Annotated in this window: 25 protein-coding genes; 12 read left to right on the top strand and 13 right to left on the bottom strand. The window is 44.4% G+C overall.

Going from position 1 to position 26,674, the window contains the following annotated elements:
- Window positions 1–118: 118 nt before the first annotated feature.
- From GKR71_RS09690 to GKR71_RS09705, 4 genes are all read left to right on the top strand, one after another.
- The gene (locus tag GKR71_RS09690) at window positions 119–661 is read left to right on the top strand and encodes an FxsA family protein (RefSeq protein WP_230085058.1); all 543 of its coding nucleotides are present in this window, start codon (window positions 119–121) and stop codon (window positions 659–661) included.
- Window positions 662–820: 159 nt separating this feature from the next.
- Window positions 821–1,111 carry a co-chaperone GroES gene (locus GKR71_RS09695; protein WP_108478399.1) on the top strand — a complete coding sequence of 97 codons (291 nt, stop codon included), beginning with the start codon at window positions 821–823 and terminating at the stop codon, window positions 1,109–1,111.
- Window positions 1,112–1,164: 53 nt separating this feature from the next.
- Window positions 1,165–2,808 (top strand): chaperonin GroEL, encoded by a 1,644-nt coding sequence (groL, locus tag GKR71_RS09700; RefSeq protein WP_036955948.1) that lies wholly within the window; start codon window positions 1,165–1,167, stop codon window positions 2,806–2,808.
- A gap of 397 nt (window positions 2,809–3,205) precedes the next feature.
- The gene (locus GKR71_RS09705; RefSeq protein WP_195848966.1) at window positions 3,206–3,550 is read left to right on the top strand and encodes a DUF4156 domain-containing protein; all 345 of its coding nucleotides are present in this window, start codon (window positions 3,206–3,208) and stop codon (window positions 3,548–3,550) included.
- 78 nt (window positions 3,551–3,628) lie between these two features.
- Here GKR71_RS09705 and epmB read toward each other — a convergent pair whose 3' ends face one another.
- Complete coding sequence (epmB, locus tag GKR71_RS09710; protein ID WP_154609717.1) at window positions 3,629–4,657, bottom strand: EF-P beta-lysylation protein EpmB; 1,029 nt, start codon at window positions 4,655–4,657, stop codon at window positions 3,629–3,631.
- Between the two features lie 42 nt (window positions 4,658–4,699).
- Between epmB and efp the strand changes: the two genes are divergently transcribed.
- Entirely contained in the window at window positions 4,700–5,266 is a 567-nt protein-coding gene (gene efp / locus GKR71_RS09715) for an elongation factor P (protein WP_006658996.1), read from the top strand.
- A gap of 117 nt (window positions 5,267–5,383) precedes the next feature.
- Here the strand turns inward: efp and GKR71_RS09720 are convergent, their stop codons facing one another.
- The 3 genes from GKR71_RS09720 to GKR71_RS09730 all read right to left on the bottom strand — a co-directional run bounded on the left by GKR71_RS09720 (window position 5,384) and on the right by GKR71_RS09730 (window position 9,200).
- On the bottom strand, window positions 5,384–5,587 hold the full coding sequence (locus GKR71_RS09720) for a YbdD/YjiX family protein (RefSeq protein ID WP_006658997.1): 204 nt from the start codon (window positions 5,585–5,587) through the stop codon (window positions 5,384–5,386).
- A 265-nt stretch (window positions 5,588–5,852) separates the two neighbouring features.
- Entirely contained in the window at window positions 5,853–7,946 is a 2,094-nt protein-coding gene (cstA, locus tag GKR71_RS09725; RefSeq protein ID WP_154634230.1) for a pyruvate/proton symporter CstA, read from the bottom strand.
- A 348-nt stretch (window positions 7,947–8,294) separates the two neighbouring features.
- The gene (locus GKR71_RS09730; RefSeq protein WP_036955957.1) at window positions 8,295–9,200 is read right to left on the bottom strand and encodes an EamA family transporter; all 906 of its coding nucleotides are present in this window, start codon (window positions 9,198–9,200) and stop codon (window positions 8,295–8,297) included.
- Between the two features lie 268 nt (window positions 9,201–9,468).
- Between GKR71_RS09730 and sugE the strand changes: the two genes are divergently transcribed.
- Window positions 9,469–9,783, top strand: a complete 315-nt coding sequence (sugE, locus tag GKR71_RS09735) for a quaternary ammonium compound efflux SMR transporter SugE (RefSeq protein ID WP_036955959.1) — start codon at window positions 9,469–9,471, stop codon at window positions 9,781–9,783.
- Between the two features lie 55 nt (window positions 9,784–9,838).
- Here the strand turns inward: sugE and GKR71_RS09740 are convergent, their stop codons facing one another.
- A complete protein-coding gene (locus GKR71_RS09740) occupies window positions 9,839–11,056 on the bottom strand; it encodes an MFS transporter (RefSeq protein WP_154634231.1) in 1,218 nt (405 codons plus the stop codon).
- A gap of 131 nt (window positions 11,057–11,187) precedes the next feature.
- Here GKR71_RS09740 and GKR71_RS09745 point away from each other — a divergent pair, with 131 nt between their 5' ends.
- Window positions 11,188–11,637, top strand: coding sequence for a winged helix-turn-helix transcriptional regulator (locus GKR71_RS09745; RefSeq protein WP_108478401.1), 450 nt, complete (start codon window positions 11,188–11,190; stop codon window positions 11,635–11,637).
- A 34-nt stretch (window positions 11,638–11,671) separates the two neighbouring features.
- On the opposite strand, the gene GKR71_RS09750 is transcribed toward GKR71_RS09745, so the two are convergent.
- Window positions 11,672–12,256, bottom strand: coding sequence for a TetR/AcrR family transcriptional regulator (locus GKR71_RS09750; RefSeq protein ID WP_036955964.1), 585 nt, complete (start codon window positions 12,254–12,256; stop codon window positions 11,672–11,674).
- A gap of 36 nt (window positions 12,257–12,292) precedes the next feature.
- On the bottom strand, window positions 12,293–13,504 hold the full coding sequence (gene tet, locus GKR71_RS09755) for a Tet(A)/Tet(B)/Tet(C) family tetracycline efflux MFS transporter (RefSeq protein WP_154634232.1): 1,212 nt from the start codon (window positions 13,502–13,504) through the stop codon (window positions 12,293–12,295).
- An 83-nt stretch (window positions 13,505–13,587) separates the two neighbouring features.
- Here tet and tetR point away from each other — a divergent pair, with 83 nt between their 5' ends.
- Window positions 13,588–14,193 (top strand): tetracycline resistance transcriptional repressor TetR, encoded by a 606-nt coding sequence (gene tetR / locus GKR71_RS09760; RefSeq protein ID WP_036955966.1) that lies wholly within the window; start codon window positions 13,588–13,590, stop codon window positions 14,191–14,193.
- Between the two features lie 71 nt (window positions 14,194–14,264).
- On the opposite strand, the gene frdD is transcribed toward tetR, so the two are convergent.
- Genes frdD through frdA form a run of 4 tightly spaced genes read right to left on the bottom strand, consistent with a single transcriptional unit; the run spans window position 14,265 to window position 17,567 of the window.
- Window positions 14,265–14,618: a fumarate reductase subunit FrdD gene (gene frdD, locus GKR71_RS09765; RefSeq protein WP_006659009.1), complete on the bottom strand. Its 354-nt coding sequence runs from the start codon at window positions 14,616–14,618 to the stop codon at window positions 14,265–14,267.
- A 15-nt stretch (window positions 14,619–14,633) separates the two neighbouring features.
- On the bottom strand, window positions 14,634–15,029 hold the full coding sequence (gene frdC, locus GKR71_RS09770) for a fumarate reductase subunit FrdC (RefSeq protein WP_006659010.1): 396 nt from the start codon (window positions 15,027–15,029) through the stop codon (window positions 14,634–14,636).
- A gap of 14 nt (window positions 15,030–15,043) precedes the next feature.
- On the bottom strand, window positions 15,044–15,778 hold the full coding sequence (locus tag GKR71_RS09775; protein ID WP_036955969.1) for a succinate dehydrogenase/fumarate reductase iron-sulfur subunit: 735 nt from the start codon (window positions 15,776–15,778) through the stop codon (window positions 15,044–15,046).
- A complete protein-coding gene (gene frdA / locus GKR71_RS09780; protein WP_230085059.1) occupies window positions 15,771–17,567 on the bottom strand; it encodes a fumarate reductase (quinol) flavoprotein subunit in 1,797 nt (598 codons plus the stop codon). Before frdA ends, GKR71_RS09775 begins: the two co-directional genes overlap by 8 nt.
- A 786-nt stretch (window positions 17,568–18,353) precedes the next feature.
- On the opposite strand from frdA, the gene epmA reads away from it, so the two are divergent.
- The gene (gene epmA, locus GKR71_RS09785) at window positions 18,354–19,331 is read left to right on the top strand and encodes an elongation factor P--(R)-beta-lysine ligase (RefSeq protein ID WP_036955971.1); all 978 of its coding nucleotides are present in this window, start codon (window positions 18,354–18,356) and stop codon (window positions 19,329–19,331) included.
- A gap of 73 nt (window positions 19,332–19,404) precedes the next feature.
- On the opposite strand, the gene glpQ is transcribed toward epmA, so the two are convergent.
- Together glpQ and glpT are read right to left on the bottom strand one after the other, a co-directional pair.
- Window positions 19,405–20,478, bottom strand: a complete 1,074-nt coding sequence (gene glpQ, locus GKR71_RS09790; RefSeq protein ID WP_006659015.1) for a glycerophosphodiester phosphodiesterase — start codon at window positions 20,476–20,478, stop codon at window positions 19,405–19,407.
- 199 nt (window positions 20,479–20,677) lie between these two features.
- The gene (gene glpT, locus GKR71_RS09795; protein ID WP_036955981.1) at window positions 20,678–22,027 is read right to left on the bottom strand and encodes a glycerol-3-phosphate transporter; all 1,350 of its coding nucleotides are present in this window, start codon (window positions 22,025–22,027) and stop codon (window positions 20,678–20,680) included.
- Window positions 22,028–22,461: 434 nt separating this feature from the next.
- Between glpT and glpA the strand changes: the two genes are divergently transcribed.
- The 3 genes from glpA to glpC are packed head-to-tail and all read left to right on the top strand — an operon-like array spanning window position 22,462 to window position 26,595.
- Window positions 22,462–24,117 carry an anaerobic glycerol-3-phosphate dehydrogenase subunit A gene (glpA, locus tag GKR71_RS09800; protein WP_154634233.1) on the top strand — a complete coding sequence of 552 codons (1,656 nt, stop codon included), beginning with the start codon at window positions 22,462–22,464 and terminating at the stop codon, window positions 24,115–24,117.
- Window positions 24,107–25,402, top strand: a complete 1,296-nt coding sequence (gene glpB / locus GKR71_RS09805) for a glycerol-3-phosphate dehydrogenase subunit GlpB (RefSeq protein WP_036955984.1) — start codon at window positions 24,107–24,109, stop codon at window positions 25,400–25,402. Before glpA ends, glpB begins: the two co-directional genes overlap by 11 nt.
- A complete protein-coding gene (glpC, locus tag GKR71_RS09810) occupies window positions 25,399–26,595 on the top strand; it encodes an anaerobic glycerol-3-phosphate dehydrogenase subunit GlpC (protein WP_006659019.1) in 1,197 nt (398 codons plus the stop codon). Before glpB ends, glpC begins: the two co-directional genes overlap by 4 nt.
- Window positions 26,596–26,674 lie beyond the last annotated feature (79 nt).

Consider the following 26,674-nt stretch of genomic DNA (forward strand, 5'->3'; position numbering starts at 1 on the left):
TATTATGGCTATACTGATGAAAAAAGCGAATATGAATAGTAGTCTCTTAGAGATAGTTCACAAAGGTTTTCATTTAGCCCCGAAAAATGCAGTAGCTTATTGATATTAAGGAGTACTTGTGCGCTGGTTACCACTAATTCTGATATGTATTTTGGTGTATATAGAGTCGGTCATTTTTGTCCGAGTTGCGGCTGAAATTGGTGTATTGATGACATTAATTTTAGTGGTGCTCACATCCTGTTTGGGGGTTTCACTTGTGAAGAACCAAGGGATGAAAAATGTCATGCAAATACAACAAAAATTAATGAGTGGTGAAAGTCCTGCCGCTGAAATGATTAAAAGTGTGGCGTTAGTGTTAGCAGGATTTTTACTTATTGTTCCTGGATTCTTTACGGACTTTATTGGACTACTTTTATTACTACCACCAGTACAAAAATTATTTGTGATGCGTTTAATCCCGCACATCAAGTTTTACCAACCTGGAAATGGTTTTCAGGGTGGTGGCTATCAAAATGGCAATACTTTTGAAGGCGAGTACCAACGCAAGCAAGATGACCCTTCTTATACTATTGATCGCGAAAGAACTATTGATGATGAAAGCCATCGTGTTCCTGACGATAAATCTTCAGATTCCAACCAAGATAACCCGCCTAAACCTTAATTCCCTTTGAACTGTAGGGAGATAAATAATAAAAAAATTTATCTCCCACCCCTTGAAGTCTTAGTTATTCATCCCAATCTCCTGAAACATGGTACTGGTGAAGATCACCTTGGTATCGACCTTTTACCCGTATGGACTTTATTTGTAGGAGAACTATTAATGAAAATTCGTCCATTGCATGACCGTGTTATCGTTAAACGTAAAGAAATCGAATCTAAATCTGCTGGTGGTATCGTGTTAACTGGCAGTGCTGCGGGCAAATCAACTCGTGGTGAAGTTATCGCTGTGGGTCAAGGCCGCATCCTCGAAAATGGCGACGTTAAAGCGCTGGATGTGAAAGTTGGCGATATCGTAATTTTTAACGACGGTTATGGCGTAAAAGCTGAAAAAATCGACAACGAAGAAGTGTTAATCATGTCCGAAAGCGACATCTTAGCAATCGTTGAATAAGAATTTTCACTTAAAACTTTCATCAAACGAAAAGAATTTAAAGGAAAGAGATAATGGCAGCTAAAGACGTTAGATTTGGTAATGACGCTCGTACAAAAATGCTTCGTGGTGTCAATGTTCTTGCTGATGCAGTTAAAGTAACTTTAGGTCCTAAAGGCCGTAACGTTGTTTTAGACAAATCTTTTGGATCACCAGTTATCACTAAAGATGGTGTTTCTGTTGCTCGTGAAATCGAATTAGAAGATAAATTCGAAAACATGGGTGCACAAATGGTGAAAGAAGTTGCTTCTAAAGCTAACGATGCAGCGGGTGATGGTACAACAACCGCTACCGTTTTAGCTCAAGCAATTATCACCGAAGGTCTGAAAGCAGTTGCTGCGGGTATGAACCCAATGGATCTGAAACGTGGTATCGATAAAGCAGTCGTTGCTGCTGTTGAAGAACTGAAAACTCTGTCAGTTCCATGTTCAGATACTAAATCAATCGCACAGGTTGGTACTATTTCTGCAAACTCCGACGAAACTGTTGGTAAATTAATTGCAGAAGCAATGGAGAAAGTCGGTAAAGAAGGCGTTATCACCGTTGAAGAAGGTACTGGTCTGGAAGACGAATTAGACGTGGTTGAAGGTATGCAGTTTGACCGCGGTTATTTATCTCCTTACTTCATCAACAAACCAGAAACTGGCGTTGTTGAACTGGAAAACCCATTCATCCTGTTAGTCGACAAAAAAGTGTCTAACATTCGTGAATTACTGCCAGTATTAGAAGGCGTTGCTAAAGCGAACAAACCACTGCTGATCATCGCTGAAGATGTTGAAGGTGAAGCACTGGCTACATTAGTTGTGAACACCATGCGTGGTATCGTGAAAGTCGCTGCGGTTAAAGCGCCTGGTTTCGGTGACCGCCGTAAAGCAATGCTGCAAGATATCGCTATCCTGACTAACGGTACTGTTATCTCTGAAGAGATCGGTATGGAGCTGGAAAAAGCAACGTTAGAAGATTTAGGTCAAGCTAAACGTATCGTTATCAACAAAGACACCACTATCATCATCGATGGTATCGGTGACGAAACTGCAATCGCAGGTCGTGTGACTCAAATCCGTCAACAAATCGAAGAGTCTTCTTCTGATTACGACCGTGAAAAACTGCAAGAACGCGTAGCGAAATTAGCTGGCGGTGTTGCGGTAATTAAAGTGGGTGCAGCAACTGAAGTTGAAATGAAAGAAAAACGCGCTCGCGTTGACGATGCTCTGCACGCAACTCGCGCAGCGGTTGAAGAAGGTGTTGTTGCTGGTGGTGGTACTGCGTTAGTTCGCGTCGCGGCTAAACTGGAAGCACTGAAAGGCGATAACGAAGAACAAAACGTAGGTATCCGTGTTGCTCTGCGTGCGATGGAAGCGCCAATGCGTCAAATCGTCACTAACGCAGGTGAAGAAGCTTCTGTTGTTGTTAACAATGTTAAAGCAGCAACTGGCAACGACGGTTACAACGCAGCAACAGATACTTATGGCGACATGATCGAAATGGGTATTCTGGATCCAACTAAAGTTACTCGTTCTGCTCTGCAATTCGCAGCATCAATCGCAGGTCTGATGATTACGACTGAAGCGATGATCACTGATATGCCAGCATCTGACGCTCCTGATTTAGGCGCAGCGGGTATGGGTGGCATGGGCGGAATGGGCGGCATGATGTAAGCCAGTAGGCAAACATTGTGCGCCAGTAGCCACTAACTAGTGGCTACCAGCCAAAATAAGACCGGCACCATGAATTATCGAGTGGTGCCGGTTTTTTTTATAGGTAATCAAATTAATGCTTTCGTGCTTTGTATTTGTGAGGTTTATTACTTATTTTTGCGTTAAGGTAACTCATCGGGTTATATTTAACCCAAGGTAAAAAATAGTTTAAATAAGTAAAGAACATCACAAGCGTATTGATTGTTTTGTGATAAACTCTGAGCGATTGACAGTTTTTATCAAGCCTACTTGGATATCTAGTACGCTAATTTACTGTCATAAAACAGAATTTTGAGTGATTGGAGCTATAAAGGTTCAACAACCAGCTGCAAAAACACAATAAAAAATGAGGGAAAACATGCGAATTAAAGTCTTGCTTGGTGCTGCTGCATTACTAACTTTAGCAGGTTGTACATCAACCAATGATCTGACTGAGGCAGGCTCACAAGTTCGTTTTGTTGAAAATCAACCGGGAAGCGAATGTCAACTTCTTGGTCAAGTCACTGGAACTCAAAGCAACTGGTTGAGCGGCGTTAATAACGAATCTAGCTCCATGCGCGGCGCAGCAAATGATTTACGTAACAAAGCTGCAGCAATGGGTGGTAACGTGATTTTTGGTGCTTCAAGCCCAAGCGAAACTGTCCTATCTAGCTTTGTTCCTGTTGATAGCAAAATGGTTGGCCAAGTTTATAAGTGCCAATAATCATGTATCAATAAGACCCGCTTAATCAGTTAAGCGGGTTTTTTTATGCCTATTAGTTTTGATGTTTATTAACTCAGACTAGCTTTGGCGCAAGTTTAAATCGAGTAAGGTTTTGCTTGGCTCCCCGCCAATTTCTCTCGCTAACTTCGGTACTAAATACCCCGAGACCTGACTTAACAATTCACGAATTAATTGTCGAGCTTCAATATCACTCACTAAGAAGTGGGCAGCACCTTGGACCTTATCGAGCACATGCAAGTAATACGGTAAAATTCCTGCATCAAATAGGGCATTGCTCAGGTTTGCCAAAGCAGTGACATTGTCATTAACTTGGCGGAGCAATACGCTTTGGTTGAGCAGTGTGACGCCTGCACGTTTTAATTTCTGCATCGCTTTCGTAAATTCATCATCAATCTCGTTAGCATGGTTAACGTGAGTCACCATAATGACCTGCAAACGTGACTGAGATAAACGCTGGCAAAAGGTATCTGTAATTCTTTCTGGAATTACCACTGGCAAGCGAGAATGAATTCGCAAGCGAGTAATATGTGGAATTTCCTCAAGTTGGCTAATTAACCAGTCAAGTTCGTGGTCTTTTGCCATTAAAGGATCACCGCCAGAGAAGATGATTTCATTGAGTTCACGGTGGTTTTTTATATAATCCACAGCCATCAACCAGTTATTTTTATTTCCTTTGTTATCTTCATAAGGAAAATGCCGGCGAAAGCAGTATCGACAGTTCACTGCACAACCCCCTTTAACCAGCATTAATGCGCGGTTACGGTACTTGTGGAGTAAACTCGGGATCGCGTTATCCTGCTCTTCTAGTGGATCAGTAGAAAAACCTGGATGTATATCGAACTCTGCTTTTGCGGTTAATACCTGCAATAACAGAGGGTCTAGTGGATCACCTTTTTTCATTCGCGAAATAAAAGGACGCGGAACACGTAAAGGAAATAACTTACGTGCTTCATGACCTTCTCGCGATGGCTGATGGTCTTCTAAGTTTAGTAATTGCAGCAATTCATCCGGATTAGTGACTGCTTCGGCAAGTTGTTGTATCCAGACTTCTCTGGATGAGGTATTTTGAGTTATAATATCGACCATTTTTTGGCTATGCCATTTTTAGTTTATAAATAGAGGATCTCCATGGCTACTTATAGTACCAATGAATTCCGCTCAGGTCTTAAAATCATGTTAGATGGTGAGCCGTGTGCAATTCTTGAAAGTGAATTCGTTAAACCGGGTAAAGGTCAAGCGTTCGCACGCGTTCGTCTGCGTAAACTGATTTCTAACAAACTGTTGGAAAAAACTTTTAAATCTACTGATTCTGTTGAAGGCGCAGATGTCATGGATATGAACTTAACTTACCTGTACAACGACGGTGAGTTCTGGCACTTCATGAACAACGAAACTTTCGAACAGCTGGCAGCAGATGCGAAAGCTATCGGTGACAACGAAAAATGGCTGATCGACCAAGCTGATTGTATCTTAACGCTGTGGAACGGTCGTCCAATCGCGGTAACTCCGCCGAACTTCGTTGAATTAGAAGTTGTCGAAACAGATCCAGGTCTGAAAGGTGACACAGCAGGTACTGGTGGTAAGCCAGCAACGTTAAGCACTGGTGCAGTGGTTAAAGTTCCTCTGTTTGTTCAGATCGGCGAAGTGATCAAAGTTGACACTCGTTCAGGCGAATACGTTTCACGCGTGAAATAATCGTCGACAGATCAAGCCAGCCATTATAGTGAGTGGCGAAGTGAGATCAAGAAGAGCCGAATGCAGTTTCGTACTGTATTCGGCTTTTTTATTTGCGGTGCTCAATAAGAGCAATGATTAACAACATTTAAACCCGCCTTTACCCTTACCACCGTAGCGAGCATCCTGCCGTTCTTTGAAAAACTCTTCATAAGTCATCGGCGTTTGGTCTGGATGGGTACGCTGCATGTGAGCGACGTAGTTGTCGTAGTCGGGGACGCCGACCATCATTTTGGCGGCTTGGCCTAAGTAACGGGCCGCTTTCCCTAAGTTTCCAAACATAAATCCTCGTCATATTTTGCGCTGTAGCTGTGTTGTCTTCGTTAGTTAAACCCAAGTCACATACTTATGTATGCTCCTCGGGTTTATCAAACTCGTCGCCTTGCTACAACACAAACTATTTAGAGGATTGCATCGTAGCTAGCGATTTTGGAGAAAGAGAGTGAGTTTTGAAAAACATCTAAATCAAAAATCTAAAATACAAAACTGAAGTAAAAAGGTTAATAGATTCTCAATTCTCAATTCTCAGCTCTCAATCTCCGGTGTATTAATGATGGCGGGTGTTTGCCACAATCTCTTCGTAGTTGGCTGGCATTGGCTCATAAGGAACTTCGTTGGCGGTCGGTTCCTTAGATTTCAATGCTTTTAACGCGGTACGGATAGAGAACAGGGCGAGAACTACAACCACAATCATAAAGAAAATCGTTAAACCAGCATCTAAACGGTTATTGAAAACCAACTGAGTTAACTGAGATTCTGTATATTGCGGCGGCAAGTTGCCGCTATCTAACATCGCTTGGAACTTATTCGCGACTGCTAAGAAACCAACGCGGGCATCTTCACTGAAGGTTTTTTCCCAGCCTGCGGTCATCGTACAAACCAATAACCATGCTGTTGGTAATAGCGCGACCCATGCGTAGGCTTGTCGCTTCATTTTGAACAGAACGACCGCACATAACATCAGCGCCATACCTGCCAGCATCTGGTTAGCGATACCGAACAGCGGCCATAAGGTGTTAATACCACCGAGTGGGTCAACGACGCCTTGATGCAAGAAATAACCCCAAGCCAGCACACACAATGCAGTGGCTATCAGGTTAGCGGGTAGGGAATCCGTTCTTTTCAATGATGGTGAAACCACACCCAGTAAATCTTGCAGCATAAAGCGCGCCGCTCGGGTTCCGGCATCCACCGCCGTCAGGATAAACAGTGCTTCAAACAGAATAGCGAAGTGGTACCAGAATGCCACATTCATCAACCCGCCTAATGCGCCATGAAGAATATACGCCATACCGACTGCCAGTGTTGGAGCGCCCCCTGCACGGGAAATAATGCTGGTTTCACCGACTTCGTTGGCAATTTGCGTTAATTGTTCAGGGGTAATTTGGAAGCCCCAACCGCTGACAACTTGCGCCGCGGAAGCCACAACATCCGTCGTTCCTGCTGGCGCTAACATCGCCATTGGGCTGTTCATCGCGAAATAAACGCCTGGGTCAATCACACAAGCTGCGACTAACGCCATGATAGCCACGAATGACTCCATCAACATCCCGCCATAACCGATAAAACAAGCTTGGTTTTCATTGGCGAGCATTTTCGGCGTGGTACCGGAAGAGATTAAGGCGTGGAAGCCAGAAACGGCACCGCAAGCGATAGTAATAAATAAGAATGGGAATAAATCCCCAGCCCACACAGGACCAGTTCCATCAATATATTTAGTTAATGACGGCATTTGTAGATTGGGATTTAAAATCAAAATACCAATCGCCAGACCAATAATTGTCCCGATTTTCAAGAAAGTAGAGAGATAATCACGAGGGGCTAATAACAGCCAAACAGGTAAAACCGCAGCCACAAAGCCATAGCCGACCAGCATCCACGTTAACTGCACGCCAGTGTAGTCAAAGTAAGGCGCCCATATTTCACTCTCTGCGACCCAGCCGCCTGAAATAATCGCAAAAACTAAGAAAATAAGACCAATAACTGAAACTTCACCAATGCGACCTGGGCGAATATAACGGGTATAAATCCCCATGAAAATAGCCAGTGGGATGGTGAAGGCAACGGTATAAGTTCCCCATGGGCTGTGTGTTAACGCTTTCACGACAATCATCGCGAGCACAGCAAGGATGATCACCATGATCATAAAGCAAGCAATCAACGCAATAACGCCCGCAGTATTACCCATTTCCTCTTTAACGAGTTCACCCAAAGAGCGACCATCGCGGCGAGTGGAAACGAACAGTACCATAAAATCTTGTACAGCCCCTGCCAATACAACCCCTGCGAGCAACCACAGCATACCCGGTAAATACCCCATTTGTGCCGCAAGTACAGGACCGACTAATGGGCCTGCGCCAGCAATGGCGGCGAAGTGGTGACCAAATAACACTTTTTTGTCGGTTGGTACATAATCCAGACCATCGTTATGACGAATGGCTGGCGTCATACGTGTGGAGTCCACTTGCAGGACTTTTTTAGCAATAAACAGTCCATAGTAACGATATGCGATCAAATAAATACAGACCGCGGCGACCACGATCCACAGGGCGTTGATCTGTTCACCTCGATTTAATGCAATATAACCGAGCGAAAACGCGCCGAGCAGAGCGAGAACAATCCAAATCAATTGTTTACCCATAGCCTTTCCCCATCCATTTCGTTAACGAGCTTTATTAGTTATTTATGTAAGTAAAAACTCAAACAGATATAGCGAGAGTTGGGGGAAAGAAAAAGTAGCTAAATCGAGACACTTAATTGAAATTGTAGATAAATTCCAATATTGGAATTCGCATCACTAAAATTGAAGTTAATATTGGATTTTATCTTGTTTTGGTCTAGCGTTAATTCAATGATTGGTTTTATATTCTAATTAATATTTTAATTTTAGATTATAAATTCGCTTGGGTGTATGGGGTTTTTACTGAAAATAATCAAACAGACAAAAAAATACCGGAAGAAAATTTCCGGTATTTGAATGCGTTGGCGGTTACTTTCGAATCACCTGAATAATTTTTTTACCAAACAATGTCGTGATTAGCCCTAACATAATCAAAATTAATCCAGCAATTTGTATGCCGTTTATGTGCTCACCAAGGAATAAAGCACTGCTACTTAATCCAAAGACGGGTACCAATAAAGAGAATGGTGCGACGCGCCATGCCTCATAGCGTCCGAGCAGCACGCCCCACAACCCATAACCTACAAAAGTGGAAAGGTAGGCAAGATACAAAATCACACCGAGTACAGACCAATCAAACCCCGCTAAGCCTTGTACAATGGCATCTTCGCCTTCGAAAATCCAAGAGCTTAATAAGAAAGGTATAATTGGAATTAGGGCGCTCCAACTGACCAAGGAAAGGGCGCTGCATTTTTCTTCGCCTTGATGCTGCATAATGATGCGGTTGGTGATATTACCGAATGCCCAAGAAAGCCCCGCGACCAAAATAAAGATCAAGCCCAACAGTGGGATATCATCGATTCCGCCAGAGGTTGCGCCATTGGCTAAAATCCCGAGACCCGCTATGGCGATAAACATACCGATAAAGTGGGTTGGCTGTAGGGATTCTTTAAGGATCACGGCACCGAGCAAGATAGTGAAGAAAGCTTGTGACTGTAAAATCACCGAGGCAATGCCTGCTGGCATGCCCACACGCAAGGCGCAAAATAGAAACGCAAACTGTCCAAAACTAATGGTTAGCCCATAAATCAGTAAGAGCTTCAGCGGAATTTTGGGACGCTTGAATAGGAAAATGGCAGGGAAGGCCACAAACACAAAACGTAAGGCACCGAGGAGTAGTGGGGGTAAGGCGGTTACGCCAAGTTTGATGATCACAAAATTGACGCCCCAAATAATCACGACACACAGGGCAAGTAATATATCTTTGATACGCATGGTGTTTTCTCGGTACAAAATTGGCGGAGGATCTCTACTTTACCTGTGCTTTGGGATTTGTGCGACGATATTGCATGTCAGGGCTCAAATTCAGCATGAATAGGATAAATATGGGTGTTAATTTAGTGTTAATTATTATTTTAAGTGACTTGAGTCTCTGAAATTGAACGTTTATAATACGGTTTCATTTCGCGTGTTCAGGACGACCTGAAATCATCACGTTTAAGTAATGGGGACGACCCCGAGAAGTTGACGGAGTACATCCACCATGGCTTGGATCATCTTATTATTCGCAGGTTTATTAGAAGTTGTTTGGGCAGTGGGTTTAAAGTATACCCATGGTTTTACGCGCCTAACCCCTAGCATTATCACTATCACCGCCATTATCGCCAGTATGGGCTTACTCGCTTATGCGATGCGTGACTTGCCTGCCGGAACCGCTTATGCGATTTGGACAGGCATTGGCGCAGTCGGTACCGCAATTTTCGGGATTATTTTCCTTGGAGAATCTGCCAATATGTTCCGCTTATTGAGCCTTGGCTTGATTGTGATGGGGCTAATTGGGTTAAAACTTTCCAGTTAAGTTTCTGAGAATAAGAACGGGTGAGCGAAGGCTTACCCGTTTCATTTTAAATTACCTATCTAATGTGGCGAGTCAGCCACCAGAAAATAAGCGCAAAAGCACTCACACCGACCCCTAATAGACAAACACCATTCCAGCCCGCATGGGCATAAATCCACGTTGAACTGACTGCACCGAGGCCACTCCCGACCGCATAAAACATCATATACAGTCCCACTAGGCGGCTATGGGCCTCAGGCTCTGAGCAATAAATCATACTTTGATTCGTCACATGTAACGATTGCCCGCCCACATCGAGCAAAATAATCCCAATGATCAACGCCCATAGTGAGCTATCCATAAACGCAATGGGTAACCAAGATAACGTTAATAATAGCAGAGCAATAAAACTGACTATTTGTCCGTATCCATAATCTGCTAAACGCCCAGTTCTTGAAGCAATCAACGCACCGACTACACCGACAAGACCAAGCGCACCAATCTGAGTGTGAGAAAAATAATGGGGTGCATCACTTAAAGGAATGACCAAGGCACTCCAGAAAATATTAAATGCGGCAAACATCAGTAATGCTAAGAAGCCTCGTACCTGTAAGACTTTTTGGCGTTTAAATAATGTTGCCATTGAGCGCAACAATGTTGAGTAATTCATGGCATTCTTTGGCGGATCAATCTGCGGTAGATATCGCCAAAGGGGGTAGGCAATAGCGAGCATCAGCAGTGCAGAAGAGAGATAAACACCACGCCAGCTGGTTAGGTCACTTATTGCACCAGAAAAGACTCTTGCAAGTAAAAGCCCAATAAACACACCACCTTGTGCGGTGCCAATTACGTGCCCTTGCTCATGAGTTCCCGCTGAGCTCGCTGCATAGGAAATCAATCCTTGTGTCATGGCGGTTCCTAGCATGCCAACTGCGAGCATTCCTATGAGAAGCATGGCGGGTGTTTTTGCTATAGCAACAATGAGCAAAGACAGAACAAGTGCGCTGAGCTGCCATCCCATCAAGTGGCGACGTTTCATTTTATCGCCCAGAGGGACTAACAATAACAGCGCGAGAATACTGCCAACTTGAGTAGCGGTGATAACGCCACCAATAGCAGCATCACTAATATGAAAGTCACGAGAAAGTGAATTTAGCAATGGTTGCGCATAGTAAACATTAGCGACACTTAATCCACTGGCAACTGCGAAGAGATAAACTAACCCTTTCGGTAATGAATTTTGAAGGCTATTTTGCTCAATAGCCGAATGGAGTAATGAAAGGGAATTTTTCATTTTGCACACTCATCTAGTTTTAATTTGAAATTGGTTTTGATTTGAAACTAGTTGAATGCTAGGTCACTTGGTTTTAAAATGCAACTAGATTTTTTGGTATTAATTATTTGATATTAAATATAGGGGGAGTCATGTCGTCGAATACAGTAATGGAAGGATCCCCATGCCCTGTGGCTCGAAGCGTAAATTTAATTGGGGATCGCTGGTCGTTATTAATTGTGCGTGATGCTTTTGATGGCGTACGACGTTTCGGTGATTTTCAACGAAGTTTAGGGGTAGCGCGTAATATTCTGTCAGACAGATTACGTAAATTAGTCGATGCAAATATTCTCGAACTGAAGGATGCATCAGATGGCACTGCTTACCAAGAATATGTGTTAACCGAGGCGGGGGAAAGCCTTTTTCCTATCGTGGTTGCATTAAGACAATGGGGGGAAGTGAATCTATTTCGAGAGGGAGAACCACACTCTATTTTGATAGATAAACAGACTCAAAGCCCCATTCCGGCGATGTACCCGCTTTCACACGATGGAAAAACGTTATCGCCAAATGAGACTGAAGTGATCAAAATTAAGTCGTGAATCCCCACTGAGTCGTGGGGCACTCTACTGCAATTTATTGCGCCAAAAGACGTACAAAACGCCCATACAGCAATTCACCCAAATTGCTTTGGTTGTATTCATGGGTTGTGGCGAGGTTATCTACTGCCGCATGCATTGAATGATAGATCATCGTGGCGATAAGCTCTGGTGGTGCGGCATGCCAAGCTTGCTGCTGTTCACCAAGGGATAAAATCTGTTTAATTTGTTCAACGGCACGTTGTTCATGGCTGTTAGTGTGACCATGGTATTCGTCGTGAAAGAGCATGTCGTGCAGTGTCTGCTTTTCAACATAGTATTTAACGCTGTTTTCGCACCATGATTTTAACTGTGAAGACGCCGATTGATGCGGTGAAAGCGCATCTGCAATATGCCCTAAATACCAATCCATATAGCGGGTACGTAGGGCATCCATAATTTCGTTTTTTGATTGAAAATAATGATAAAACGTCCCTTTTGCCACATCCGCCACAGCCACAATTTCACTCACCGTCGTGGCAAGAAATCCTTTGGAAAGAAAGAGATTTTCCGCGGCATTCATCAGGTCGTTCAAACGTTCTTCTGCTGGCTTGGTTCTTGGTTTTTTCGGTGGCGTTAACATAAATAGGGCTCTTATCGCGTTATTTTCATTGAAGACTTAATAACATTTTACGTCCGAAATACCGGAATGTCCTTTCAATATATGTTGAGGGCGATAAAACAGTAAAAAGCAGCTAATCAGAGCGAGATAAAGTAGTGTACCAATCATCCAGACCCAGCCATCCCAAATACCGAGTGTTTGACCGAAAATAATGCTGAACATCAGTGGACCAATAACCCCCGTGGCATTAGTTAAGCTGACTAGCATTCCTTGCAGCTTACCTTGATTTTCTTGGCTAACTTGGGAAGACATTAACCCCTGTAATGCGGGAAGGGCGATGCTGTCGCCAGCCAGTAAAATTAATGTCGGGTAAATCATCCATCCTTGGGTGATAAATGCTAGCACCATAAATGCGCAGCCATCCGCAATAAAGCCCACAATGATGGTGACTTTTTCACTGAATCGTTTGGCGATGGTTCCTGCAATAAATGCCTGAAAAATGGCGTGCATCAAGCCCAGCCCAGCAAGAGATATACCAACTTCAACACTACTCCACTGGAAGCGGCTTTCGGTAAACAATACCCACGTCGTTGCAGGGATCTGCCCAATCAACTGTGCAGTGAAGAAGACTGTAAGTAGCAGCAAAATAGGCTTAGCAACCTGCATAAATGAGAGACTGTTTTGTGGCGCATCTACATGATTTTCGGATTCTACGTTTTTCTTTGGCTCTTTAAACAGGGTGAATACCATGATGAAGGTAAATGCATTTAAGATCGCTGCAATAATAAACGGCAAATGTGCAGAATAATTCCCCGCAAATCCACCAATTACAGGACCTGCGATTAAACCAATACCAAACGCGCCACCTAAGCGACCAAACCAAGTTGTACGCTCTTCAGGTTTTGTGGAATCGGCGATAACCGAAGCGGCCACGGCTCCCGTTGCCCCAGTGATCCCTGAAACTAAGCGCCCTAAATAGAGCATCCAAAGTGTGCTAGAAAGCGCGAGCAAGGTATAGTCCATCGCGGCGCCGGCAAGGGAGAGTAGCAAAATCGGGCGGCGTCCCCATTTATCCGACCATTTTCCTAACAGTGGCGCAAAGAAGACCTGCATCACGGCATACAGCGCCAGCAATACACCGTAGTGGTTAGCGAGCTGCTCCAGCGTGACATATTCCCGTAACAGTGTGGGTAAGACAGGCATGATCAGCCCAATTCCCATCGCGTCGAGGGCGGTGATGACTAAAGCAATAACAGCGGTTTTGTTCATAATATATTTTCTCTATCATCGATAGAGTTGGAATATATCCCTATCAGTGATAGAGTGTCAACAGAAATGATGAGGAGAACTTAATGGCTCGATTAGACAGAGACACCATTATTAGCGCCGCCCTGGATTTGTTGAATGAAGTGGGCATGGAAGGGCTGACCACGCGTAAGCTCGCGCAAAAGTTGGGGGTTGAACAACCAACGTTATATTGGCATGTGAAAAATAAACGTGCGTTATTGGATGCGCTGGCGGTGGAAATGCTCGTTCGTCATCATGATCATGGATTACCGCGAGAAGGGGAAACATGGCAGCAGTTTCTACGCAATAACGCGCTGAGTTTTCGCCGAGCGCTATTAAGCCATCGAGATGGTGCCAAAGTACATCTAGGAACTCGCCCAACACAAAGCCAATACACCACGATTGAAACCCAATTACAGTTTATGTTGGACAATGGTTTTTCGCTAAAAGCAGGATTGTATGCTTTGAGTGCTGTAGGGCATTTTACGCTAGGGGCGGTGCTGGAACAGCAAGAGCATGTAGCCGCTCAGCGGGACGTCGAGCCTAGTACCGATGAAAATGTGCCACCACTATTGAAAGAAGCATTAGACATTATGGATGGTGATGAGGGGGAATCGGCATTTTTATACGGTTTAACCGCGCTGATTTCAGGGTTGGAAAGCCATAAGTAATGCAAAAAAATACCCCATCATGCAGTGCATTGACGGGGTACTTGCTATCAATTTACTTAGTTAATCAACAATTACAGTGTGAATACACCGATGATTGCGATAACGCTAATGATTGCTGAGCTGCCGTAGAACACCCATTTTGTAGCTGGAACATGCACTTTAAAATCGTGCAGGGTGTGGTGAATACGGTGCATACCGCACCATACAGGCAGAATAATCATCAGTAATAAGAAAATGCGTCCAATAAAGCTTTGGCTAAATGCCATGATGCGCTCATAGCTCAGCATTTCTGGTGCGACACCTAATGGGATTAAAATACCCAGTAAGAGAATGATTGCAGGGCCAATAACGGCGCTCCACATACCACCTGCACCAAATAATCCCCAGAAAATCGGCTCATCGGAACGTTTAGGCGTTAGATTCATCAGATTCTCCTTCGATTAAAATAATAATGCGATTGCTAAAATAGCCGCAGTCACGACTATAGTGAGTGCCCAGAAGCCTTTTACAATTGGCTCATCTGGCAGTTTCTTATCTTTAACAATGATAGCGACAGCTTTTGGCGCCAGTTTGAACCACGTTGTGGTATGCAGCAGCGTCGCAGCCAGTGTCACAATGTTAATGATCAGAATGATTGGGTTACTTAAGAACCCAACAAAGCCCGCCCATGATTCAGGTCCATTTTTCAGAGCAAATACGCCGTACAGGACTAAAATACTGAACCAAACCTGAAGCACGGAAGTACTTTCACGCATGATGTAAAAGCGGTAGAAACCCAGCTTTTGCCACCAGTCGCCTTTCATTTCCCTGACATAGGGTTTACGTTTAGTTGTCATGACTTCAATTCTCCTTATCGTGGCTTCAGCATGGCGATAACAAAGTCTTGCGCACTCGCAACTTTACCTTGTTGGATAGCCGCCGCCGGGTCGACATGCTTAGGACAGACTTCAGAGCAGTAACCTACAAACGTACAGCTCCATACACCGTTGTCACCATTTAATAATGGCATACGCTCTTTCGCGCCGTGGTCACGGTTATCGAGGTTGTAGCGCTCTGCTAAGGTGATTGCCGCAGGGCCTAAGAACTCAGGGTTCAGACCAAACTGTGGACACGCTGCATAGCACAGACCGCAGTTAATACAGCCAGAGAACTGATGATATTTCTCCATTTGAGCTGGAGTTTGCTTGTTCGGACCGTCAGAAGGTTTGCGATCATTACCAATAATGTAAGGTTTGATAGCTTCTAAACGCTCGATAAAGCTTGTCATATCAACAACAAGGTCACGCTCGATAGGGAAGTTACCCAGTGGCTCGACTTTAATTCCTTGCGGATAGTCACGCAGGAATGTTTTACAAGCCAGTTTAGGAACATTGTCCACCATCATGCCGCAAGAGCCGCAGATAGCCATACGGCAAGACCAACGGTAAGACAGGTCTGGCGCGAGGTTATCTTTGATGTAGCCCAAAGCATCTAACAAAGAGGTTTGCTCGTCATAAGGGACATCATAAGTCACTAAATGGGGTTCATTGTCCGTTTCTGGGTTGAAACGCATGATCTCCATTTTTAAGTGTTTCATATCATCCATTAGCTTGCTCCTTATTCGCCTTATCTTGAGCTGCCCCTTCAGCACCATACACACGTTTCGCTGGTTGTGATTTAGTGATTTTCACATCAGAGTACTCAAGGCGTGGTGCACCTTCTGGGTTATAGAATGCCAGAGTATGTTTCAGGAAGTTGACGTCATCACGCTCAGTGCAACCTTCGTCAAGACGTTGGTGCGCACCGCGAGACTCTTTACGGTTAATCGCAGAGTGAGCCATACATTCCGCCACGTCTAAGCCAAAGCCTAATTCGATGGTGTACAGTAAGTCAGTGTTGAAGACGCTGCTATGGTCAGTGATTTCAACATGCTTGAAGCGCTCTTTCAGCTCTGCCAGTTTATCAACAGTTTTCTGCATTAATTCAGGTGTACGGTAGATACCGCAACCTTCTTCCATCGAAATACCCATTTCATCACGGATTTTCGACCAGCTTTCTTTACCTTTTTGGTTCAGAAGTTTTTGCAGGTCATTTTCGATATCACGAGTACGTGCTTCGATAGCGCTTGCATTTGCAGGGGTAGCTTCAGCAGCATGACGTGCCGCTTCTTCACCTGCTAAGCGACCAAATACCACTAATTCTGCCAGTGAGTTAGAACCTAAACGGTTTGCGCCGTGTAAGCCAACAGATGAACATTCACCCACCGCGAACAGACCTTTAATACGAGTTTCGGTGCGTTGGTCAGTTTCAATACCACCCATGGTGTAGTGAGCTGTTGGACGAACAGGAATTGGTTCGTTTACAGGGTCAACACCCACGTAAGCTTTTGCCAGCTCACAGATAAATGGTAGACGTTCATGCAGTTTTTCAGCACCTAAGTGACGTAGATCCAGATACACAACATCACCACGGTGAGTACTGATGGTGCGACCTGCACGCCATTCGTGCCAGAATGCTTGTGAAACTTTGTCACGAGGACCCAGTTCCATATATTTGTTTTCTGGTTTACCCAGTGGCGTTTCAGGGCCCATGCCGTAGTCTTGAAGATAGCGATAGCCATCTTTGTTGACTAAGATACCGCCTTCACCACGACAACCTTCAGTCATCAGGATACCGGAACCTGGCAGGCCTGTTGGGTGATATTGAACGAATTCCATATCACGTAATGGCACACCATGACGCAGTGCCATACCCATACCGTCACCGGTTACGATACCGCCGTTGGTGTTATAGCGGTAAACACGACCCGCACCACCTGTTGCCATAACAATAGCATTGGCACGAATTTGAACTTTCGTACCTTCCATCATGTTCAGAGCAACCAGACCACGCGCCTGACCTTCGTCCACAATGATGTCGAGAACAAAGTGCTCGCCGAAACGTTGGATTTGAGGATATTTTAATGAAGTTTGGAACAGGGTATGCAGCATGTGGAAGCCAGTCTTATCGGCTGCGAACCAAGTACGTTCAATTTTCATCCCACCGAAACGGCGAACGTTAACTGAACCATCTGGTTTACGGCTCCAAGGGCATCCCCATTGTTCCAGCTGGGTCATTTCTGTTGGGCAGTGTTCGACGAAATAATCGACGACATCTTGCTCACACAGCCAGTCACCACCAGAAACGGTATCATTAAAATGATAGTCATAGGAATCATGGGCTTGAGTAACTGCTGCTGATCCCCCCTCTGCGGCCACGGTGTGACTACGCATTGGGTAAACTTTTGAGACCAGAGCAATCTTGATATTGGGATTTGCTTCAGCAGCAGCAATTGCTGCACGTAAGCCTGCGCCCCCGGCCCCGATAATCGCTAAATCGGCATTGAAGGTTTGCACTGCGCTTCTCCATTGTTCAAGTGTAAAGTGTTAAATTAATAAATTCTTTTAAATACTTTTAGTGCTTAGCTATTTCAGTTTCGGTTTGCCTTTAGGCAAATCTGCAAAGAATCTTTTTTTAATCGTAAATATATAATAGCTAATAACGACTTATTATGTTGGGAATTATAACGAATAGTGGCGGGGATAAATTTGATATAGAAAGGTGTTTTGGGTGATATTACCCCTAAAGTGTGATCTGCGTCTTCTTTTTGTAAATTGTTTTTGGGTGTCAAGAAATTGCAGAGAAACCGAAAATAATAAAAAGGAATTTCAAATAATTATCATTAAATTTAACGGAATTCCTAGCATTTAAAACCAACTAAAATCGTCAGGTTTTTCTTTCTAACAGTGGATAATCTGGTGTTCCTCGAGGAAATTCTAGAATCATATCGAAGATAAAATTGCGAAAGAGTTCACTGTTTAGAAAGTCGCTTAATTTTTAATGCTAAAAAACAGATTTAAATTGTATCAATAAGGTGAGTAGTGAAGTTTGGTTTTAACATTTGCATCACAAGCGATAAGAAAAAATCATGTTTTTGTTTTTTTTTAACCAAATGTTAAAAGTTAATAATAAAGCTTTTTTGCCTAATCGTATAAAGCAGGAGATAATCACATCATCTTTTCTCGCCTTGAATCATATCCCCTATCGATACTCAGATAGCGCATAATATCCACAATATTCCATTGTGTGTTAAGGGGGAGGTGAGTACACTGCACGACTAAGTTTATTTTGGAGTTATTTTAATGAGTGAAGTAGCGAATTGGCTGCCTACAGCCCCCATCGCTAACCTGTTACAGCGCGCAAAAATTGTTGCGGAAATCAGACGTTTTTTCGCTGATCGCTGTGTACTTGAGGTAGATACACCCGCAATGAGTCAGGCCACAGTGACTGACATTCATCTTGTTCCATTTGAAACTCGCTTTGTGGGACCTGGCGCGGCTCAGGGGATCAATTTATATTTGATGACTAGCCCTGAATACCATATGAAGCGCTTACTGGCAGCGGGAAGTGGGCCTATCTATCAAATGTGCCGCAGTTTCCGTAATGAAGAAGCGGGAAGACACCATAACCCTGAATTTACGATGCTGGAATGGTACCGCCCACACTTTGACATGTATCGCTTAATCAATGAAGTGGATGACCTTCTGCAACAAGTGCTGGAATGCGAAAGTGCCGAGCTACTCTCTTATCAGCAAGCATTTTTACGCCACTTAGATATTGACCCGCTCTCTGCGGAAAAAAGCGAGCTACGCGAAGTGGCTGCCCGCTTAGATTTAAGCAATGTGGCGGACAATGAAGAAGACCGCGACACCTTATTGCAACTACTGTTTACCATGGGCGTGGAGCCACACATTGGTAAAGAGAAGCCTGCGGTGGTTTACCACTTCCCTGCAACGCAAGCGTCATTAGCGGTAATTAGCACAGAAGATCACCGTGTAGCCGAACGTTTTGAAGTCTATTTTAAGGGCATGGAGCTGGCGAATGGCTTCCATGAACTGACCGATGTGGGCGAACAGCGCCAACGTTTTGAGCAAGATAACCGCAAGCGTGCTGCAATGGGTTTACCCGTTCAACCGATTGATGAAAACTTGCTTGCAGCGCTTGAGCACGGTTTACCGGCATGTTCCGGTGTGGCTGTTGGTGTTGATCGCTTAATCATGCTGGCACTGAATGCCGAACGAATCAGTGATGTGATTGCATTCCCTGTGACGATTGCTTAGTACTGCGATAGTGCATGTCAAAAGAGAAAATCCCAGCAAGGCTGGGATTTTTTATATCGTTCAAACTTCTATTTTACTTCTGTTTTTGCTGTTCTAAAAACTTAACCCCTAAATCAGGGAAGTCGGTAAAGGCACCATCAACGTCCGCTTGGTTATAAATAATGTCATATAACTGCTGACCATCTTTCGCGTACTTAGGCAGTTTATCCACACGGATAGTAAATGGATGCACCGCCATATGGTTCGCGTGAGCTTCCTTCACCATACCGTTCACTTTGATATTGGTTGGCGTAGAATCTTCGCTAATGAGCATATGATAGTCAGGGCCAATACCATCTGCGTAGGTTGCAATTTCTTTCATTGCACCCGGCTTCATCATCCAATCATAGTTATAGTTCACCCAAGTACCGTCTGGCTTCTGCTCTTGCGTCTCTTCCCAATCGGTGTAAGCGATTAATTGGATCAGTTTTAAATCCATTCCCATTTCTGGCATCAGTTTTGTTTTGATGCGTTTTAGGTCAATCGGGTCGAAAGATTGCAGATAAACGTTAGAATCTTTGTTGGTATAGCCATACTCTTTCAGGACTTCTAAGGTTTTCTTGGTGATATCTTTGCCTTCTTGTTGATGGAACCAAGGGGCTTTAATTTCAGGATAGATACCGATATTTTTACCCGTTGATTTGTTCAAACCTTGAATAAATTCAATCTCTTCTTGGAAGGTGTGGACACGGAAATCAGATTTACCCATAGGGAAACGGTTTGGATAGCTTTGGACTTTTTTGCCATCAACAATGTCGAAACCTTCCGTGAATTTCAGAGACTTAATTTCTGGTAGGGTAAAGTCAATGGCATAGTAGCGACCATCTTTACGTGCGCGATTTGGAAACTTATCCGCTACGTCAGTGACGCGATCCAGATAGTGGTCATGAAGAACAACCAGCTCATTATCTTTGGTCATCACTAAATCTTGTTCGAGGAAATCCGCACCTTGCGCATACGCCATCGCTTTCGCTGGAAGGGTATGTTCAGGTAAATAACCGCTTGCACCACGATGGGCAATCACCACTTTACCTGCCGTTTCGGCAGCCGCAGACACTGACATCACTAAGACCATACTTGCGACTAATGTTTTTAATTGAAAATTCATCAGTAAATCTCCTTGGTAATCATTCTTTGTAAGTAAAGAACTTGTAGGTAAACAGTTTTATAGGTAGATAAATTTATAGATAAATACTTTTGCAGATATAAAATGGTGCCAATAACAAATTTTGGGAAAAAAAATGGGTTATATCCTTTTCTTGATATAACCCATCAATCTAGCTAATCAACTCAACATAAGCGGTCGCTTATTGGTTTTTAGCAAGTTCACGTTTATGTTTACTTTCGCTCAGCATAACGATGAACAGTAAAACAACGGCCAGTGCAGAACCACCGATCATCACAGCAAAACCGCCGTTCCAACCGAAGTAGTCAACGGTATAACCGACGATAGCACTTGCGGCAACAGAACCACCAAGATAACCGAATAAACCAGTGAAGCCTGCGGCGGTACCCGCTGCTTTCTTAGGTGCAAGTTCAAGAGCGTGCAGACCAATCAGCATGACAGGGCCATAGATTAAGAAACCGATAATCAACATACATGCCATATCAACGCCTGGGTTACCCGCTGGGTTCATCCAGAAGACGATAGTTGCAATAGTCACTAAGGTCATGAAGAACACGCCTGTCGCACCACGGTTACCACGGAAGACTTTATCCGACATCCAACCGCACAGCAGCGTTCCTGGAATACCCGCATATTCATACAGGAAGTAAGCCCATGAGGATTTATCCATTGTGAAGTGTTTAACTTCGCGCAGGTAAGTTGGTGACCAGTCTAGAACACCGTAACGCAGTAAGTATACGAACACGTTAGCGATAGCAATCATCCACAGAAGTTTGTTAGGGAATACATACTTCATGAAGATAGCTTTAGCGGTTAATTCTTCTTCATCAGAGGCTTTATAGTCTGTTGGATAGTCGTTTTTGTACTCTTCAATCGGTGGCAGACCACAAGATTGCGGAGTATCACGCATTAATGCGAAGGCAATCATTGCCACTAAAATAGCCGCGAATGCTGGCATATACAGCGCAGCTTTCCAGTCGTTAAACCATGCCATACCTAACAGGAACAGTAATGGAGGCAGACCACCGCCGACGTTATGCGCACAGTTCCAAACAGAGACGATTCCGCCACGTTCTTTTTGTGACCACCAGTGAACCATGGTACGTCCGCAAGGAGGCCAACCCATACCTTGGAACCAACCACATAAGAATAACAACACGAACATGATCATGATGCTAGACGTTGCCCATGGTACGAAGCCCATGAATATCATGACAAGTGAAGCGAGGATCAAACCTGCCGGTAAGAAGTACCGAGGGTTAGCACGGTCAGAAAATGAGCCCATGATAAATTTGGAGAAACCATAGGCGATTGAAATCCCAGATAATGCGAAACCAAGGTCACCTTTAGAGAAACCTTGTTCAACGAGATAAGGCATTGCGAGGGCGAAGTTCTTTCTAACTAAGTAGTATGCTGCGTAACCGAAGAAAATCCCCAGGAAAATCTGCCAACGTAATTTACGATAGACGGGGTCTATTTTATCCGCTGGCAGCCTCTCGATATGAGCGGCGGGTTTAAACATGCGTAACATAAAGCCTCCGATGGCATGTCAGTAGTTATATGCTCTTCATTTCACATATGTTGTGAAGTTGTTGAGCGTTTATTATGGGAGAAGTAACAAAAACGAAAATAATCGAGTTTCTTTAAGCGCTTTTATTTTCTAATTGCGCTAAATCTTAATCGTTAAAAAACATTTTATCTGTAATCTAACGCACAATTATTGATTTTGTTTATCTGGCTGCATAGTTAATGCGATTTGTGAATAGAATGGAACTAAAATTGTGAATTATTTTGTGAGGGTTATCACGCTTCCGCGCTTTGATGTGCCTAATTTGTACTTTTGACTTTCGTTTTTGTTCCTTATCAAACATTGAGCGCTTTTTTGAGCTTATATTAACTATAGACTATAAAAATAGAAACTATACTTATCGAATAGTGAAGATTGATTAACGTGAGGAATGCGACATGAATGGCTCATCTGTGACTGAAACGGATGTCATCATTATCGGTGGTGGCGCAACAGGTGCAGGTGTCGCTCGTGACTGCGCTCGCCGTGGATTAAAAGCAGTTTTGCTAGAACGGCATGATATTGCGACAGGTGCAACAGGGCGTAACCATGGCTTGCTACACAGTGGTGCTCGTTATGCCGTGACAGATAGTGAATCGGCAAGAGAGTGTATAGAAGAAAACAAAATTCTTAAGCGTATTGCCCATCATTGTATTGAAAAAACCGATGGACTCTTTATTACCCTACCTGAAGATAGTCTCGAATATCAGCAGCAATTTATCACCGCTTGCCAATCCGCTGGCATCGATGCTCAAGCGATTGATCCCGCGGAAGCTATTCGCTTAGAGCCTTCAGTTAACCCGCGTTTAATTGGTGCGGTTCGCGTGCCTGATGGTACTGTCGACCCATTCCGTCTAACCGCTGCAAATATGCTCGATGCGCGCGAACATGGCGCTAAAGTGCTGACTTACCATGAAGTGATTGGCTTGATCCGCCAAGGGGATAAAGTCAGCGGCGTGACGGTTTATGACCATCAAGCTAAGCGCCAATATGATATTCATGCACAAATCGTGGTGAATGCTGGCGGAATTTGGGGACAGAAAATTGCCGAATACGCCGATCTGAAAATCAAAATGTTCCCAGCGAAAGGGGCATTACTTATTTTAGGTCACCGTCTTAACAATATGGTGATCAACCGCTGTCGTAAACCGGCAGATGCGGACATTCTGGTTCCGGGGGATACCATTTCTCTGATTGGTACTACGTCAACGCACATCGAATATGACCAAATCGATAATATGTATGTGACACCAGAAGAAGTGGATATTTTGATCCGCGAAGGTTCTATGTTGTCACCAGCATTAGCGACAACGCGCATTTTACGCGCGTATGCGGGTGTTCGCCCATTAGTGGCGAGTGATGATGACCCTTCTGGTCGTAACGTAAGCCGCGGTATCGTGTTACTCGACCACGCAAAACGCGATGGTTTAGATGGTTTCATTACCATTACGGGCGGTAAGTTAATGACTTATCGCTTAATGGCGGAATGGGCGACCAATAAAGTCTGTGAAAAATTGGGTGTCACAACCCCATGCACGACGGCGGAAGCACCACTGCCGGGCTCTCAACACAGTGCAGAAGAAGCGCTGCGTAATGTGGTCTCTATCCCTGCACCTATTCGCGGTTCTGCGGTTTATCGTCACGGTGATAGAGCGTCTGCGATCCTCAGTGCCGACCGTTTAGATAAAAGCTTAGTGTGTGAGTGTGAAGCGGTGACGGCAGGTGAGGTTCGTTATGCGGTGGAATCTTTAACTGTGAATAACTTGCTTGATTTACGTCGTCGTACCCGTGTGGGTATGGGTACGTGCCAAGGTGAACTTTGTGCTTGCCGCGCGGCGGGATTACTCAATCGTTTTAACGTCACTACACCACATGAAACCGAGCAGCAGCTGGGGCACTTCTTAAATGAGCGTTGGAAAGGGGTGAGACCAATTGCTTGGGGGGATGCTTTGCGTGAAAGCGAGTTTACCAGTTGGGTGTATCACGGATTATGTGGCATGAATGAAAGTACATTGAGCCAGCCTGCTCAGAAGGAGGCAGAGAATGAAATATGATGCAGTAGTGATGGGCGGAGGCCTTGCCGGTCTTATCTGTGGAATTCGTCTGACTCAATCAGGACTTTCTTGTGCCATCGTGAGTGCAGGGCAGAACGCACTGCATTTCTCGTCGGGTTCATTGGATTTATTAACGCATCTTCCTGATGGTACTCAAGTCGAGCAACCGCTGTCTATGTTGGAAGCGCTAGAACAACAAGCACCGAGTCATCCGTACAGTTTGATTGGGGCAGAAAAAGTCGCTGAGCTGGCTCAATTGGCACAGACTACACTACAGCAAGCAGGGCTACATCTAAAAGGTTCTTGCGAAGAAAATCATTACCGTATTACGCCGTTAGGCCATAAGCGAATGACATGGCTCAGTCCTGAATCGGTGCCAACAACTGCACTTCATCAACCGATGGAATTAGGCAAAATTGCGGTTGTGGGCATTGAAGGTTTTCTCGATTTTCAACCGCAAATGGTGGCGGATGAGTTGGATCGCCAAGGATTAGAAGCTGAGGCGTGCTATGTCCACTTGCCACTGCTTGATCGTTTAAGAGAAAACCCAAGCGAGTTCCGAGCGATTAACGTAGCGCGCTGGTTAGATAGACCTGAAAATATGGCGCAAATCGTGGAAGAAATTGCACCATTAGTCGCCAACGCGGATGCGGTGTTTATGCCTGCGTGTATTGGTCTTGACAGTGAAGAACCAATGTTAGAGTTGCAGAAACGCTTAGGTAAGCCGCTATTTTTACTGCCAACATTACCGCCATCTTTATTAGGTATCCGCCTTCATGAAATGCTATTACGCCAGTTCCGCCGTCAAGGTGGGATCATGATGCCGGGTGATAAAGTCACTTCCGTCAATTTCGTGGGGTCACGTATTGAATCTGTGCAAACCCGTAATCACGGCAATATTTCATTGAAAGCTAAACATTTTGTGTTGGCGACGGGAAGTTTCTTTAATAACGGCTTGGTCGCGAAATTTGACCAAGTGTATGAACCCTTGATGCATTTGGATTTAGGCGAAATCGGCGACCGCGCCAAATGGACGAACAAAGAGTTCTTTGCTTCCCAACCGTATATGGCGTTTGGTGTACAAACCGATGAAAATTTACGCGGTAAAAAACACGGTGAAACCATCGAAAACCTGTATGTTGCGGGTGCAGTATTAAGCGGGTTTGATCCGCTGACTCAAGGTTGTGGCGCAGGGGTTTCACTGGTCAGTGGCTTATATGCCGCGAATGAAATCGTGAATGAATTTGCTAAAGATAAAGCCATGCAGGCGGAGGTGGCGCAATGAGTATTCAAGATGCAAGCTTTGAAAGCTGTATAAAGTGCACCGTTTGTACCACCTATTGCCCAGTGGCAAAAGCGAACCCTCTGTATCCGGGACCAAAACAAGCGGGTCCTGATGGTGAGCGTTTACGCTTAAAAGATCCGATGATGTACGATGATGCATTGAAATTCTGTACCAACTGTAAGCGTTGTGAAGTAGCCTGCCCGTCTGATGTGAAGATAGGCGACATTATCGCGCGCGCTCGTAATACCTATAGCCAGCAGAAACCGAAACTGCGTGATGCGATTTTAAGCCATACAGACATCATGGGCTCTTTATCGACCCCATTTGCCCCTGTAGTCAACACCATTACAGGCTTAAAACCCGTTCGCCAAATTCTGGATAAAGCCCTTAAAATTGACCATCGCCGTGAGCTACCGAAATACTCATTCGGGACTTTCCGTCGTTGGTACGGTAAACAAGCCGCAGAGCAGGCGAAATTTGAGGAACAGGTGGCATTCTTCCACGGCTGTTACGTGAACTATAACCATCCACAATTGGGTAAAGATTTAATCAAAGTTTTCAACGGGATGAATATCGGTGTTCAGCTGTTAAAACGTGAAAAATGTTGTGGTGTGGCACTGATCGCAAACGGATTTATGAAGCAAGCGAAACGCCAAGCGAATGTGAATTTGGAATCACTCCAAGAGACGATTCTGGAGAAACATATTCCCGTCGTGGCGACCTCATCGACCTGCACATTTACCATTCGTGATGAATATACCCATGTGCTGGATGTCGATACCTCTGAGATGCGCGATAACATTGAGCTAGCGACCCGCTATATTTATCGTCTGCTGGAAGAAGGGCGTGAACTGAAACTGAAACACACACCATTAAAAGTGGCTTATCACACACCATGCCATATGGAAAAAATGGGTTGGACGTCCTACACCCTTGAGCTGATTAAGCGTGTACCGGGTGTTGAGCTGATTGTTTTAGATTCACAATGTTGTGGTATTGCAGGAACTTACGGGTTCAAAAAAGAGAACTACGAAGTTTCCCAAGGTATTGGGGCTGGGCTGTTCCGTCAAATTGAAGAGAGCGGTGCGGATATGGTGATCACTGACTGTGAAACCTGTAAATGGCAAATTGAAATGTCCACCAGTAAGAAATGTGAACACCCAATTTCACTACTGGCTCGCGCGCTAGAATAATCAATTGTTGTGTTGAGTAATGTGAAAAGTAGTTAGGTATTAATCAAGTTAACCCCTTGGGAGATAAGTGATGGCTTAT

Origin of the sequence: Providencia sp. wls1922 (assembly GCF_009706505.1) — a bacterium.
In the GTDB taxonomy this organism is placed as follows: Bacteria; Pseudomonadota; Gammaproteobacteria; order Enterobacterales; family Enterobacteriaceae; genus Providencia; species Providencia lanzhouensis.